Annotated in this window: 4 protein-coding genes; all 4 read left to right on the top strand. The window is 37.6% G+C overall.

Going from position 1 to position 17,300, the window contains the following annotated elements; all coding sequences use genetic code 11:
* Window positions 1-188: 188 nt before the first annotated feature.
* The 4 genes from LV469_07200 (at window position 189) to LV469_07215 (ending at window position 17,274) form a co-directional block, all read left to right on the top strand.
* Entirely contained in the window at window positions 189-2,909 is a 2,721-nt protein-coding gene (locus LV469_07200; GenBank protein UHR02424.1) for a cation-translocating P-type ATPase, read from the top strand.
* 88 nt (window positions 2,910-2,997) lie between these two features.
* Window positions 2,998-4,350, top strand: a complete 1,353-nt coding sequence (locus LV469_07205; GenBank protein ID UHR02425.1) for a D-alanyl-D-alanine carboxypeptidase — start codon at window positions 2,998-3,000, stop codon at window positions 4,348-4,350.
* A 331-nt stretch (window positions 4,351-4,681) separates the two neighbouring features.
* Entirely contained in the window at window positions 4,682-9,703 is a 5,022-nt protein-coding gene (locus LV469_07210) for a hypothetical protein (protein ID UHR02426.1), read from the top strand.
* A gap of 50 nt (window positions 9,704-9,753) precedes the next feature.
* Window positions 9,754-17,274, top strand: coding sequence for an S-layer homology domain-containing protein (locus tag LV469_07215; protein ID UHR02427.1), 7,521 nt, complete (start codon window positions 9,754-9,756; stop codon window positions 17,272-17,274).
* Window positions 17,275-17,300: the final 26 nt, after the last annotated feature.

A 17,300-nucleotide genomic window follows, 5' to 3' on the forward strand; every position in this document is an offset into this window, starting at 1 on the left:
GAATCCGGAGAAGAGAGAAATTATCTTGCAAAAATCAAGACCTTTAAGCTATAATTAGTAAAAAAGGGGAGTAGCTTTAAATTTTCAATCGTCAATACGGCAAAGGCCCGGTTGAAAGTCTGCCTAGGTAGCAAGACCTTGTTGAGGCAAGGTCTTTTTTTATTGCCGGGATTTACAGAGGAGGATATATGGATTTTTATAAAGAAAAAATTGAGGATGCTTTTAAAAATTTAAAATCATCATCAAATGGTCTGGACGAAAATGAAGTGCAGAAAAGACTCAAAGACTATGGAAAGAATGAATTAAAAGAAGAGAGCAAGAAGCCTTTTATAAAAAAATTGGCAGATCAATTTTTAGATCCTATGATTTTAATTTTAATTGCAGCTGCCATAGTTTCAATAATAAATGGAGAAAGGCTGGACTCCATAATAATAATTGCAATCGTAGTAGTAAATGCACTCTTGTCGCTCTATCAAGAAGGAAAGGCAGAGGAAGCCTTGGCATCATTAAAAAAGATGTCATCACCAACAGCCAAGGTAATTAGGGCTGGCAAAAAAGTGGAAGTCGACTCTGCAAGTCTGGTGCCGGGAGATGTGGTCATCTTGGATACTGGTGACATAGTGCCAGCAGATTTGAGACTTATAAAATCATCGAACTTGAAAATTGACGAGGCTTCCCTCACAGGGGAATCAGTTTCAGAAGAAAAGCACGCTTATGAAGTCTATAAAGATGATTTGACCCTTGGCGATAGAAAAAATATGGCATATTCCTCTACAATAGTTTCTTATGGAAGGGGCGAGGGTCTAGTCGTAAGTACGGGCGAACAAACTGAAATAGGAAAGATAGCCGGAGGACTAAAGGGCCTTGAAGATGAGATGACCCCCCTTCAAAAAAAATTGGCGGGGCTGTCCAAGTTGCTTGGCATTTTGGTTCTTGTGGTTTGTGGACTTGTACTTGCTGTTGGCTTGGCCTTCAAACATGAATTTACAGTCATGTTTATGACGGCAATTTCTCTTGCAGTAGCAGCCATACCAGAAGGCCTTCCCGCCATAGTTACCATAGTGCTTTCGCTAGGCATGAAAAAAATGGCTGGCAAAAATGCCATAGTAAAAAAACTTTTGGCGGTGGAAACTCTGGGCACTACAACTGTAATATGCTCGGATAAGACGGGGACTTTGACTCAAAATGAGATGACAGTAAAAAAAGTTTTGGTCTCAGATAAGATATTTGACTTAGAAGGAAGTGGATATGATCCGAAAGGTAAAATCTTGCTTTCTGATGAAGAAGTCGAGGCGAAAGAATACGAAGATCTGTTCTTATTAGGCCAAATAGGAAGCTTGGCAAATGATGCTGAGCTCACATCAGATGATGGAACTTGGAACATAATAGGAGATCCCACTGAGGGAGCCCTCTTGACTTTTGCAGAAAAATTGGGCATTGACCAAAAAGAACTAAGAACTAGGGTCAACAGAGAAAAGGAGATTCCTTTTGACTCTGAAAGAAAAATGATGACGACCTTCCACGATGATTTTGAAGCTGGAAAAGTTTACGGATTTACCAAGGGAGCTCCAGATTTAGTCTTGGAAAGATGCGACCGAATACTAATAGATGGCAAGGTTGAAGAGCTGACAGCCGACAAGAGAAAAGAAATTTTAAAAACAAACGAAGACTTTGCAAAAGAAGCCTTGAGAGTCTTGGCTTTCTCCTTCAAAGACCACGAAAATATCCCTAAAGAGCCAAACAGCGCCGAGCATGAAAGAGAAATGATTTTCACTGGCATGGTAGGCATGATAGACCCCGCAAGGCCAGAAGCCAAGATAGCCATAAAAGAATGTAAGGAAGCTGGCATAATCCCAGTAATGATCACAGGAGATCACAAGATAACCGCCCTTGCAATAGCAAAAGAACTTGGCATAGCCGAAGAAGAATCACAAGCCATAACTGGCAAAGAGCTAGATGCTTACTCAAAAGAAGAACTAAGAGAACTCGTAAAGACCAAGAGAGTTTTCTCAAGAGTATCTCCGGAAAACAAAGTTCAGATAGTAAACGCCTTCAAAGAAAATGGCCATATAGTTGCCATGACAGGCGATGGAGTAAACGATGCACCAGCCATCAAAAAGGCTGACATAGGAATAGCCATGGGAATAACAGGCACAGATGTTGCCAAAAACACAGCGGAACTAATCTTGATGGACGACAATTTTGCGACAATAGTCCATGCAGTAGAAGAAGGCAGAATCATATATTCCAACATAAAAAAATTCGTTGCCTACCTTTTATCCTGCAACATAGCAGAAGTTTTAATTGTCCTAATAGCAATTTTGATAAATGTTCCAGTGCCTCTGGAGCCAATTCAATTGTTGTGGTTAAATCTAGTGACAGATTCATTCCCAGCCTTGGCACTTGGAGTTGAGCCGGGAGATCCCGACATAATGAAAGAAAAGCCGAGAGACCCAAGAGAAGCTATTATGGATAAAAAAATCTCCATAACAGTAGCGGTACAATCGATCGCCATCACCTGCGCAACTCTTTTCGTATATTTATGGGGCCTAAAGACCTACTCAGACAGTGGAGAAGGTCTACAAATGGCAAGGACTATGGCATTTTCAACTCTCATAATAGCAGAGCTTTTGAGATCTTTTTCAGCAAGATCTGTGGGCCACACCATTTTCAAACTCGGATTCTTTACCAACAAGACCCTTATAAAGGGAGTGGGCTTATCCTTTATTTTGCTTTTGCTTGTAATGTATGTGCCATTTTTTGAAAAAATCTTTGATTTGGTAGATCTGGGCAGCAAAAATACAATCATAGTAATCGTAGCATCTCTTGTCCCCTTGCTACTTGGCGAAGTTCAAAAATTGATTCGCTTTGGCACAGATGGCAAAGAAGGATGGGACGAATTCAAATAAAAACAATAGAGAAATTCGAGCTTGCCATGGCTCGAATTTTTATTATGCCCACAAAAAAATATGGTAAAATTAGAGAACGAGGTGAACGATGAAAAAAAGACTTATAATTTTAGCCCTAATACTAATTTTAATAATACCTCAAACAAATCTTGCAGCTAGCAAATCCAAGCAAGAAGATAATTTTGAAGTTGAATTAAGAGAAGGTCCCATAAGAGATCAAAACATCTTTGTACCCACCAAAAATGGAGTACAAAGAGCGACCTATGAGGAGGCCCTTACAATTGAAGAACTAGAAAAAAAGAGCCTAGACCAGCTCACCAGCGCCTATCTTTTGGGAGACTATGACACAGGCACCATCCTAGAAGCAAAAGACATAGACACAGTAAGAGCCATGGCATCCACATCCAAACTCGTATCTATCTATTTGGTTTTTGATGCAATAAAGGCTGGCAAAATTTCTCTTGAAGACAAGGTGACAATGGATGCCGCATCGGCTGCTATCAAAGGCTCCAATTTTGATGCAAAAGCTGGAGAAGTCTATACTGTAAAAGAATTAATAGAAGCCGCCCTCGTTGTATCCGCAAATGATGCAATAAATGCTCTAGCCATCCATGTCGCAGGAAATGTCGACAACTTTGTACAGATGATGAATGAAAAGTGCCAAGCCCTCGGACTAAAAAATGCCATCATGATAAATCCTCATGGACTCACCAAATACGCAGGCGAAGAAGAAGCCCTCTACAACAGGATGAGTGCCAGAGAAATGTTTGAACTTGCAAGGCATTTGATAAAGGACTATCCACAGATACTAGACTACACATCCATGGCATGTATAAATAGGCCGGATAGAGATTATATAGGCTATTCAACAAACCCTGCCTTGGGAATCATAGAAGGAGTAGACGGACTTAAAACTGGATACACAAACGCAGCCGGCAGATGTATGATAGCAACAGGCATCAACAAAAATTCTAAAAGTCCCATGCGCATCATAGGAATAACACTGGGCTGCAAAAATGACTGGGCAAGGTATGTAGCAGTCAAAAAAATAGTAGAAAAGGGCTTCAAGGAATATGTTTTAGAGGATATGGCAGATCCCAAAAAAGCTCTAAAAGAAATAGAAATTCCCGATGGCAGACCTCAAAAAATAGGAGCCTATCCAGATCGGGCAGTAAAAATAATAAAAAGAGCTGATGACAAAGTTGAAGTCTCTTACAAAATTGATGAAAATTTGACCTACCCAATAAAAAGAGGACAAAGCCTTGGAAAGGCAATCTATTATAAAAATGGAAAAGAGATACAAGTAGTCGATTTGATAGCAAAAGAAGAAGTAAAAGAACCCTTCTTGCTCCAAAAAATTCAAATATTAATAAGAAATATATTTAGAGATATAAAAAATGACAAAAAAGAAACTCAAGAAAAAGAAGTCTTAGAAAAATAAAACTAAGACTTCTTTTTTTGATTACAATTGAAACAAAAATGTAATAAACTATAAAAATTTAAATAAAAGGTGAATTTTTAAACAAATTTAATGAATAAAGACAAAAGCACTTCTAAAAATTATGATAAAAAAACAATTTGTAAAATAATGAAATTGTGCGAATAAAGCCAATCCAAGCGCATAGATACATAAATACATACAATTGGTGTATAATAGGAAAATAAGACCATTATGCCAATAATACAAATAAAGACGGGCATAAAATGGTAAAAGAAAAAACAAAAATCTGCGACAAAAATTTTATGCCGACAGAAAGTCGAAAGGAGAAGTAATGAAGGAAAAAATACAAAAAGTAATTAGTTTGTGTTTGGTACTATTGATGCTAGTAGGGCTAATTCCCTCAAAGGCTTTTGCAGCTATAAAACCAGCTGACTGGAACTACCAAACAGTAGAGAACAAATCAGATGCTTGGCCCTTGGGAGCCTATAACATATTAAGAAGGGTGGCAAATGCAGAAGGAGTAAAAACACCCTCCATATCTTATGTGGGCTACTACAAGAATGCCGAAGGAAGAGATGTGCTTAGGATAAGCTTTAATATGTTTCAAAACTTGGCAACTGCTGTTTGGAAAAAGCTTATAATAAAACTTCCTGAAAACTTTGCCACAAAAGTTGACTGGTCAAAATCAGGCATGTACAAGTTGGCATTTGACGGACAAGCTCATGACTTCAACAATGACACAAGAGGCATATCACCATTTGCTAAAATTTCAAGAATTGAAACAGGTGCAGATTACACCTATGTGCAAAGCTTGGCAAATAATGGCAACTTGGTTGGAGGATCTGCACGTCTTTCAACTCCTATCGACTTCGTACTAAATGAAGGAGTTAGGGTAACAGATTTTACCGAACAAGTTTTGGTGCAAGCGAGACTTGTAGATGACAATCATGAACTCGTCTACACCAGAGCCTCAGAAAAAAACCCTGTCGCTTCCTACAATTCTTATACTTTGACAACAGTTTTGCCACTTACCAATACTGACTATGACAAGGAGCTAAATCCAAGCCTTATAGGAGAAACACCAGAGCCTTTTTATAATACGACATCATATATAACTTATGATTTGGATGGAGGCTATATAGACGTCATATACAAGCAGGCAAAACTTGCAACAGGAAACACAATAGGTACAACAAGAAATCAAAAAAACCCCTTGGCTGTAAGACAAGTCTTTGATAAGTCTTTTATGGACGTGTTGGAAGAAAGAGCCAATGGCACAGTTGCTGAGGTTAGGATTTGGGATGCTTATGATAACGAATATCCTGCAAATCCGGTAATTTCATTGAAAAAGGATGACTTTACAACCAAAAACGGTCTGTCATATTTACAACTTGCTGGCAACAACTGGGACGACCAATATGAAGGTGCAGACAGCATAAAAACAAAAAAAATAGGCGACAATCCACAAGATTCCATCTTGAATGGAACCACAACCGAGCTTAACTCTGGAGTTGCGACAAGATTTAGATACTATGTAAATAAGGAGACCCTTGCAAATATAATAAAGGGATCAGGACTAAAATCATTTTCTTTTTATTCCACAGTCATAAGTGGAGATGCTCAAGGAACGCTTGACTTCACTACAAAATCCACAAGCGACATAAAACTTTCAAAAGGCGATAAGATAAGTCTAGAATATAATGAGCCTCAAGGCTATATAGGTGGTGCTGCCATAATCTATGACACTAACAAGATGATAACTATTGGCAATGATGACTTCTCTATGGACTACTATGGAAGTATTAGCATGGTACCTCTTAGAAATGCAAAAATATATACTTGGACAGTGCCATATGACATGATCATACCAAAAGATGCGAACATCAGCGTAAAGGGTGTATATAATCTCAAAAAAGCTGACAAGCAAACTCTTGTCATGAAAAAAGGAAATACTGAACTCTTTAAATTTTCTAAACCAATAGTAGAACACAGGCCTAGGATTGTAAAATGGTCACCAACTATTACAGGGGGTGCCATGGTCAGCACAATTTATAAGCCTTATGTTGATGAAATATTTACAGACGATAAAAAAATCACTGGAGCATCAAACTACGACAGAGCTGAGATGACACTAGCTATACCAGAAGGTGAAACTCTTAGAAAGGATCAAAAATTCTCGGCAGCGAAAGATGAAACTGAAACAGTATTAAGAACCAGCCTTAAAAAGGACCAAGGTGGAATTGAAGTAGCAGAAGATAAGTATGTGACATACAAGGGCCACAAATTTGATACAAGTAATCCAAACGCAGCTGGAGATGATCAACTAAAAAAATATCAAGCCATAATAATACCAACTGATATTAAAAAAGACACACCAGTATATGTTTCAAACAGGGCTATAATGTCGGCTTCACTTGACGGATCGGATGTTATAGAACAGGTTCAAGCGAAAGTCACATTTAAACCGGGAGGACCCCTTGGAGATGATGTATCTTACAAAAAGATAGCTCCCTTAAACAAAAATTATCTATATAGTTACGATGAAGACACTAAAAAATTTATAAAAAATGAAAGCTATAAAGCAAATGGATTTGGGGAATTAAACGACAAGGGCGAGATCATAGAAGGCACACTAGATGATATAAGAGTCGACACAACAAAGGTAGTCGAAGTTGATGGCAAAAAGATGATAAACTACCTCGACCACAACGATAGACCTTATGATATAAATGCTAGTGACACAAGCATAGCAAATCAACAAAAACAAGCCTTATTACAAAGACAATGGCCAGAAGTAGTGGATAAAGATGGAAACAAGCTTATAGATGGCAAGCTCCTGATAGGCTGGACAAGCAAAAAACTTGAAGACGATGTCGCTCCTGTTCCAGAAGGAGAAAGACTTACAGCAGCCCAAAAATATTTCAAACTGATAGAAGAAAATAAGGTTATAAAAGAATTAAAAGACTGGGAAGAGGCAAAGAAAAACGCCTATGTATATAATTCCAAATCACCCATGGACGAAGCTATAGAAGTTTACGGAGTTTGGGCAGAGCCTACGATTAGACTTCACTCGAACTTTGATAAGGATGATTCTAAAGAAGGCATGCAAGAATATGTTGACAAACAAGTGCTTGAAAAATCTGTCATAGAAAAGCTTAAGGCAAAAGATGCAGATCCAAGCAAAATTGATGCAAATTTAAAATCGGTTTATGAAAAAGCTGAATTCACCCGCAAAGGCTACTCATTGGTAGGATTTTCTAGAAATAAAAATGCTGAAGAACCGGATATCAACATAAAAGGGGAAGGTTTAACTAAGGACCTATACCTAAGAGATGGAGATACTTTTAAACTTGCTGCGAAAGGTACGACAAAGACAAGAAATGGTGAGGAAAACTACGATTATACATTCGATGTCGTAAAAGGACTAGACCTATATGCAGTTTGGAAAAAAGACTTTACAGTAAAGGCTAGCAAAACTTGGCATGACAAGTCTGGCAAACAAATAAGTGAAGATCCTAATTTAATAAAAGATTTAAAATTTGCCCTTATAGGACGTCCTGCGGTTGGAACTTTTGGATACGAAGTTGTGGTTAAAGGGGCGACATACTATCCGATAAAAGGCACTATAAAAGAATATAAGCCGGGTGGAGTTATTTGGGAAAATCTAAAAGGATACGACGCTAAAGGCCGTAGAATGTCATATATAGTAGTCGAACTAAAAACGCCAGAACAAATAAATGCCTTTAATGGTGGTTCGACAACTTGGTCAGACTACAACTTAAAGATTGAAGAAATGCAAAAAAATCCAGACGGCTCAGTAAAACACTATGGTAGAAAAACTCAGTATATAGAACTTGGAAACAAACCAGACGTAGACGCTTTTTCAGCAGCAACTATAAGAAAACACACATCAAAAGACCACCCAGAAGGGGTCATACCACATGCACCAGGTGCAAACTTAGGCTACTTTGACTCAACTGGATATATAATCGATGTAAAGAATACAATCTTTGATCTTATACCACCTACAATTAACCAAGCATATGAAGCTATCAAAGAAGAACCGGATGAAAAAGATGACATGGTATATATAAGGCCGCCAAAAAGACAGCTTGATGAAATAGAAGTCAAAATGCCGGGGAACAAAAAAATAACTCTAACAAGGCCTCCTAGGATAGATCCAAACAAATCTTATGCTCAATATGTTTTAGACCAAGATCCAGCAAAATCAGATGCAGGAATCAAAGTTAAACAAGATGAAGAAGGAATGATAATCTTGGGCAAACTGACACCAGCTCTTAAAGCAGGCGACAAATTTGTAGCTGTAGGAGTCATAAATGCTGGTGAAAGGATAACCACAAGAGAAGATGAGATGATAGTTAAAGAAAGGCTAAAATCAAATAAAGTCACTGATATCAGCCAAGAAAAATATACAGTCGATAAAAATAATGAAGAAATTGTCCCCATAAGATTTGTGGTACCAGAGCCAAAAGTAACGGACAAGCCGATAGCTGGCACTGTATACACCCTACTTGTTGAAAAAGATGATGGAACATTTGAAGATACAAGTTATAAATATACAATTCCAGTCGAAGGTGCCGAAACTACACCGGGAAAATCAAAAACCTTTAATGTCCCAAAAACTGAACTTACTAAGGCTGATGGCACACCGAGAAAAATAAAAATCAAAGCCAAGGAGCCAAACAAGAGATTGGTAGATTCAGAAATCGTTACATTAGACTTTAAAGCTCCAGTTGTGACATCGCAAGATTTAAGACAAGAGCGCTGGAGAAGGTGGACTAATATATACATCCAATTAGACGAAACACCAGAAGGACAAGTAACACTCTTGTATAAGGAAAATGGACAAGAAAAACAAAAAGATTTCAACTCCAAAAGCGAGCTTGCATATGAAATCGAAAGGCTAAAGCTTAAAGATGACATCACGGACATGAGGATAAAGGCAGCCGACAAGTATGGAAATGAAAATAATACAGACACCAGCTACGCGCCAGTAGAACAAACTGTAATCCGCATCCAAAGGCCTCTTAGAAATAGAAACTATGTATATGTGACAACAACAGAACCGAACACAAGAGTGACTATCACGGTATATAAAGAAGGCACCTGTTTAGATAATTATAAGCAAGATAAATATTTTAATTATGAAGGAATAGATGCCCAAATAAAATTCAAGCAAGAAGTGGACTTTGCAACAGCATCTAGACAAAAAATCATTTTGAATGATTATAAATTTTCAAAGGGAGATGTTGTAGACATAGTAGGAAGAATTGGTACTCAAGGCCAAAATGGATTTAAGATAACAAATCCATACACTTGGATAATAAAATAAAAAAATGTTTGGGGGTCTAATCCCCCTAAACATAAAAAAGAAGGAGAACTATGACCAACAATAAAAGAGTTGTTTCATTTATATTGGCACTATTGATGATATTAACAGCACTACCCTTAACAGTATTTGCCAATACAAACGAAAACAATCAAAAAGACAAAAATGTGGTTAACGGGACTTTAAAAGGCGACAAATTAGTATTTAAAGTTTTGGAAACAAAAAGCACAAGCCCTAAAAAACCAAAAGACGAAGCAAAAAAATTTCAAATTAGATCCATGGCATTTGATGACTTAGAACTTGGAGACGAAATAATTAACTCGGCAGTAAGATCATCGGGTCAAACAATTAATCAAAAAATAGCGGTTAGCTTAATAACATTAGGTTTAAATGGCGAAGAAAATAGTATGAGTCCAGACCTTTTGACAAGTGGGCTAGAAATAAAACTTTTCTTCAAAATGACAGGCCAAGGCGAGGATTCTCCAGTAGCATCAAAAGAAATTACTGTACAAAAAAATGAAACTTTAAACACAGAATTAGAAATCCCAGCAGAAATAGGAGCGGGAGTGCTTTATGCAGAAATTCAAAATCCGAACTCTAATGTAAACATTAGACTAGTAAAGGGAGCAGACTCTACCACTGATACAAGACAAGTAGATGAAAACTCAACTTGGGACTTTGAATTTGAAGTAATGGAGATTGTTCACCCACTAGTTAAACTCGTCGCAAAAGACCCCTATGGACAAGACGTACAAGTAGGAAACTTAAAAGTTAAGTTTAATAATAAAGACTTAGAAGTGCCATTTGAATTAAGCACAATGAACCCTGAATATAATCTTAAAAATAATGAAATGTTTGATCCAGAAACTGGTGCTGGCGATATAAATGAGTTAAACGTTTATGATTCATCAAATCCACCCAAATTAGAAGTAGAAGGTGAAACGGGAGATGAAACTAGCAGTTATAAAGTAACACTTGATGGAGTTGAGTACAAAGTAAAGAAGGAGTATGACTATACCAAGGGCGGCACAATAACATTAACAAGCCAACCAGACGCAATAGTCCCACCAACAAAGCCAGGCTCAAAAGATCCGGTAGGATTAGCAGACGATTACATTCGTTTGACATTCGATGCGAACGAAAAAGCAAAACAAGGCGATAATGGCATAAAAGGTACACATACACAAGGCATATACGCAGGGCAAGAAAAAGCATATATCGACGTTAAGGAAAACACCGATTATAGCAATCAAACATTAAAAAAACTAATAGGCGAACTTAAAGTCGAAGGAAAAAAAGACCAAAAAACTTATACACAAGACAAAAATAAACCATGGGATCCAGCTGTAGACAAAAGTGGTACTGTTGCAAGCGCAAAAACATATAATGCAGTATATGAGAAATCTATCGCAGATAAGATAGAAGAAGCAGGTGGACTAAAAGGAAAAGACCTAGCCGCATGGGTAGGAGACACACTAGACTCAGACTTCTGGAAAGATGGAGTAGAGCTAAAAAATCCAGAAAAAGACACAAACAAAAAATTAGCAGAAGAGTTACAAAAAGCAACAATAACAGACAAATCAAACAGAACAACAGCAGACGAAGTATTAAATCCAGCAGACGGAAAACTAGAAGTTAAATTTAAAGACAACTCAATCCTAGAAGTAACCCAAAAGCTATATGTATACAAAAACGGATCAGAAAAACCGAACGTACCAAACCCACCGACAGCAAAAGACTCCGTAGAAGTAACCTACAAAAAAGGAACAGGAGTAAAACCCTTCGACGACAAAGTTGTATTTGTAAAGAAAAACACTAAAGAAAAAGAATTACCAGGAAAGCCAAACGCAACAGTCGACACAAAAAACGGCTACAAAGGAGAAGTAATCTGGACCGCAGAACCAGCAATAGATGAAACCAACGGAATCCAAAAAAATACAACAGTAACAGCAACAGCAGAAAAGAAAACGACAAAAGAAATAATAGAAGAAGCAGGTGGACTAAAAGGAAAAGACCTAGCCGCATGGGTAGGAGACACACTAGACTCAGACTTCTGGAAAGATGGAGTAGAGCTAAAAAATCCAGAAAAAGACACAAACAAAAAATTAGCAGAAGAGTTACAAAAAGCAACAATAACAGACAAATCAAACAGAACAACAGCAGACGAAGTATTAAATCCAGCAGACGGAAAACTAGAAGTTAAATTTAAAGACAACTCAATCCTAGAAGTAACCCAAAAGCTATATGTATACAAAAACGGATCAGAAAAACCGAACGTACCAAACCCACCGACAGCAAAAGACTCCGTAGAAGTAACCTACAAAAAAGGAACAGGAGTAAAACCCTTCGACGACAAAGTTGTATTTGTAAAGAAAAACACTAAAGAAAAAGAATTACCAGGAAAGCCAAACGCAACAGTCGACACAAAAAACGGCTACAAAGGAGAAGTAATCTGGACCGCAGAACCAGCAATAGATGAAACCAACGGAATCCAAAAAAATACAACAGTAACAGCAACAGCAGAAAAGAAAACGACAAAAGAAATAATAGAAGAAGCAGGTGGACTAAAAGGAAAAGACCTAGCCGCATGGGTAGGAGACACACTAGACTCAGACTTCTGGAAAGATGGAGTAGAACTAAAAAATCCAGAAAAAGACACAAACAAAAAATTAGCAGAAGAGTTACAAAAAGCAACAATAACAGACAAATCAAACAGAACAACAGCAGACGAAGTATTAAATCCAGCAGACGGAAAACTAGAAGTTAAATTTAAAGACAACTCAATCCTAGAAGTAACCCAAAAGCTATATGTATACAAAAACGGATCAGAAAAACCGAACGTACCAAACCCACCGACAGCAAAAGACTCCGTAGAAGTAACCTACAAAAAAGGAACAGGAGTAAAACCCTTCGACGACAAAGTTGTATTTGTAAAGAAAAACACTAAAGAAAAAGAATTACCAGGAAAGCCAAACGCAACAGTCGACACAAAAAACGGCTACAAAGGAGAAGTAATCTGGACCGCAGAACCAGCAATAGATGAAACCAACGGAATCCAAAAAAATACAACAGTAACAGCAACAGCAGAAAAGAAAACGACAAAAGAAATAATAGAAGAAGCAGGTGGACTAAAAGGAAAAGACCTAGCCGCATGGGTAGGAGACACACTAGACTCAGACTTCTGGAAAGATGGAGTAGAACTAAAAAATCCAGAAAAAGACACAAACAAAAAATTAGCAGAAGAGTTACAAAAAGCAACAATAACAGACAAATCAAACAGAACAACAGCAGACGAAGTATTAAATCCAGCAGACGGAAAACTAGAAGTTAAATTTAAAGACAACTCAATCCTAGAAGTAACCCAAAAGCTATATGTATACAAAAACGGATCAGAAAAACCGAACGTACCAAACCCACCGACAGCAAAAGACTCCGTAGAAGTAACCTACAAAAAAGGAACAGGAGTAAAACCCTTCGACGACAAAGTTGTATTTGTAAAGAAAAACACTAAAGAAAAAGAATTACCAGGAAAGCCAAACGCAACAGTCGACACAAAAAACGGCTACAAAGGAGAAGTAATCTGGACCGCAGAACCAGCAATAGATGAAACCAACGGAATCCAAAAAAATACAACAGTAACAGCAACAGCAGAAAAGAAAACGACAAAAGAAATAATAGAAGAAGCAGGTGGACTAAAAGGAAAAGACCTAGCCGCATGGGTAGGAGACACACTAGACTCAGACTTCTGGAAAGATGGAGTAGAACTAAAAAATCCAGAAAAAGACACAAACAAAAAATTAGCAGAAGAGTTACAAAAAGCAACAATAACAGACAAATCAAACAGAACAACAGCAGACGAAGTATTAAATCCAGCAGACGGAAAACTAGAAGTTAAATTTAAAGACAACTCAATCCTAGAAGTAACCCAAAAGCTATATGTATACAAAAACGGATCAGAAAAACCGAACGTACCAAACCCACCGACAGCAAAAGACTCCGTAGAAGTAACCTACAAAAAAGGAACAGGAGTAAAACCCTTCGACGACAAAGTTGTATTTGTAAAGAAAAACACTAAAGAAAAAGAATTACCAGGAAAGCCAAACGCAACAGTCGACACAAAAAACGGCTACAAAGGAGAAGTAATCTGGACCGCAGAACCAGCAATAGATGAAACCAACGGAATCCAAAAAAATACAACAGTAACAGCAACAGCAGAAAAGAAAACGACAAAAGAAATAATAGAAGAAGCAGGTGGACTAAAAGGAAAAGACCTAGCCGCATGGGTAGGAGACACACTAGACTCAGACTTCTGGAAAGATGGAGTAGAGCTAAAAAATCCAGAAAAAGACACAAACAAAAAATTAGCAGAAGAGTTACAAAAAGCAACAATAACAGACAAATCAAACAGAACAACAGCAGACGAAGTATTAAATCCAGCAGACGGAAAACTAGAAGTTAAATTTAAAGACAACTCAATCCTAGAAGTAACCCAAAAGCTATATGTATACAAAAACGGATCAGAAAAACCGAACGTACCAAACCCACCGACAGCAAAAGACTCCGTAGAAGTAACCTACAAAAAAGGAACAGGAGTAAAACCCTTCGACGACAAAGTTGTATTTGTAAAGAAAAACACTAAAGAAAAAGAATTACCAGGAAAGCCAAACGCAACAGTCGACACAAAAAACGGCTACAAAGGAGAAGTAATCTGGACCGCAGAACCAGCAATAGATGAAACCAACGGAATCCAAAAAAATACAACAGTAACAGCAACAGCAGAAAAGAAAACGACAAAAGAAATAATAGAAGAAGCAGGTGGACTAAAAGGAAAAGACCTAGCCGCATGGGTAGGAGACACACTAGACTCAGACTTCTGGAAAGATGGAGTAGAACTAAAAAATCCAGAAAAAGACACAAACAAAAAATTAGCAGAAGAGTTACAAAAAGCAACAATAACAGACAAATCAAACAGAACAACAGCAGACGAAGTATTAAATCCAGCAGACGGAAAACTAGAAGTTAAATTTAAAGACAACTCAATCCTAGAAGTAACCCAAAAGCTATATGTATACAAAAACGGATCAGAAAAACCGAACGTACCAAACCCACCGACAGCAAAAGACTCCGTAGAAGTAACCTACAAAAAAGGAACAGGAGTAAAACCCTTCGACGACAAAGTTGTATTTGTAAAGAAAAACACTAAAGAAAAAGAATTACCAGGAAAGCCAAACGCAACAGTCGACACAAAAAACGGCTACAAAGGAGAAGTAATCTGGACCGCAGAACCAGCAATAGATGAAACCAACGGAATCCAAAAAAATACAACAGTAACAGCAACAGCAGAAAAGAAAACGACAAAAGAAATAATAGAAGAAGCAGGTGGACTAAAAGGAAAAGACCTAGCCGCATGGGTAGGAGACACACTAGACTCAGACTTCTGGAAAGATGGAGTAGAACTAAAAAATCCAGAAAAAGACACAAACAAAAAATTAGCAGAAGAGTTACAAAAAGCAACAATAACAGACAAATCAAACAGAACAACAGCAGACGAAGTATTAAATCCAGCAGACGGAAAACTAGAAGTTAAATTTAAAGACAACTCAATCCTAGAAGTAACCCAAAAGCTATATGTATACAAAAACGGATCAGAAAAACCGAACGTACCAAACCCACCGACAGCAAAAGACTCCGTAGAAGTAACCTACAAAAAAGGAACAGGAGTAAAACCCTTCGACGACAAAGTTGTATTTGTAAAGAAAAACACTAAAGAAAAAGAATTACCAGGAAAGCCAAACGCAACAGTCGACACAAAAAACGGCTACAAAGGAGAAGTAATCTGGACCGCAGAACCAGCAATAGATGAAACCAACGGAATCCAAAAAAATACAACAGTAACAGCAACAGCAGAAAAGAAAACGACAAAAGAAATAATAGAAGAAGCAGGTGGACTAAAAGGAAAAGACCTAGCCGCATGGGTAGGAGACACACTAGACTCAAACTTCTGGAAAGACGGAGTAAAACTAAAAGACACAGTAACAGACAAAACATTAAAAGACGAATTCAATAAGGCAAAAGTAACAGACCTAGGAGAAGGCGGAACAATAGAAGCACCAAAAGCAGAAAGAAAAACAGAAAAAGCAGGTGACTTCAAAGGAAACCTAAAAGTAGAATTCAGTGACGGCTCAAGCATACTAGTAAAAGACCAAACCTTACATGTAAAAGATCATGTATTGCCAGGCGGCGATACTAATGCGCCAAGCGATGCTATAAAAGTCAAATTTATGCTTGGAGAAGGTGTCAAGGTTGAAAAGAAAGATGCAAACTCTGGACGAGTTATTGATGTAAAAAAAGGCGATAAAGCTCATCCACTTGAGTATGCAACTTATCTAATAAAACCAAATACTAATCTTGGAAAATATATTCATCCGACACTTCATGATACAATTTTCAATTTGATAGATGCAAAAGCTATTGGGGGATATGAAAATGTAAAATGGAAACCAGATGATAAGGTTGTTACTAATAGCAATAAAGTTTTCACAGCAAGTGCTGTAAAAGAAGGTAGTCCGATTGTTTCTTATGCACCTATTGTAATTAATAAGGGTGAGAGCAAGACTGCAAGACCAATTGCAAAAAATGTTCCTTCTAATACAAGCTATCATATACTTGATAGCTTCCAAGCTCCTCATGGAATAAATGTTACAATTGATCCTAGCACAGGTGTCATAACTGTTTTTGCAAGTGAAGATGCTCTAAAACAAGATATAAGGGTGCCGGTTGAACTAAGAGATTCTACAACTCTTCAAGCTCTTGTGATGGATAAACCTTTCTTAGACATTTCTATTTTGGATAAGAGTCCAGGAAGTGATAATCAAGCAGACAAAGGCTTTGGAGTGATTTCTTTTGGAGCTGTGCCAAGCCGTGGTGATGGCGCTAAGTTAGAAGAGGGTTATAGCAAGGCTTATATTTTTGGATATCCTGATAAAACTGTGCGTGCCGATGGAAATGTATCAAGGGCAGAGGCTGTGCTTATGGTTTCAAGACTTCAAGAGTATGATTTGAGTGATACTAGCAAGCCTGTATTTGCAGATACTAAGGCTAATACTTGGTATGCAGGTGCTTTGAATGCAGCTTATAAGGCTGGTATTTTGGAGGAAAAAGCGGGCGAAAGATTTAGACCTAATGACAAGATGACTAGAGCTGAGCTGGCTAAGTTGATTTCATATATTGACAAGAAAAATGATGCTATTGCTCCTTTTGAAGATGTGAAGGGTCACAAGTTTGAAGCGGCAATCAATCAATGCTATGGCAATAATAGAATCAAGGGTTATCCTGATGGAACTTTTAGACCTGATTCTATGATTAGAAGAGGAGAAATAACTAGCATACTAAATAGCCTTTATAACAGAAAAGTCAGAGCTGAAGGTCTAAAGGGAGTTACGATAACTAATTTTATCGACATTAGTCCTAGACATTGGGCTTACTATGAAATTATAGAGGCAAGCCATAATCATTATTATCGCAGGATGAGACCAAATGATATTGAGGAGATTTGGTTAAGGGTCGATAAGTGATTAGATTTTTGACTTTATAATTGAAA

It is taken from the genome of Peptoniphilus sp. GNH, from assembly GCA_021307325.1.
In the GTDB taxonomy this organism is placed as follows: Bacteria; Bacillota; Clostridia; order Tissierellales; family Peptoniphilaceae; genus KA00134.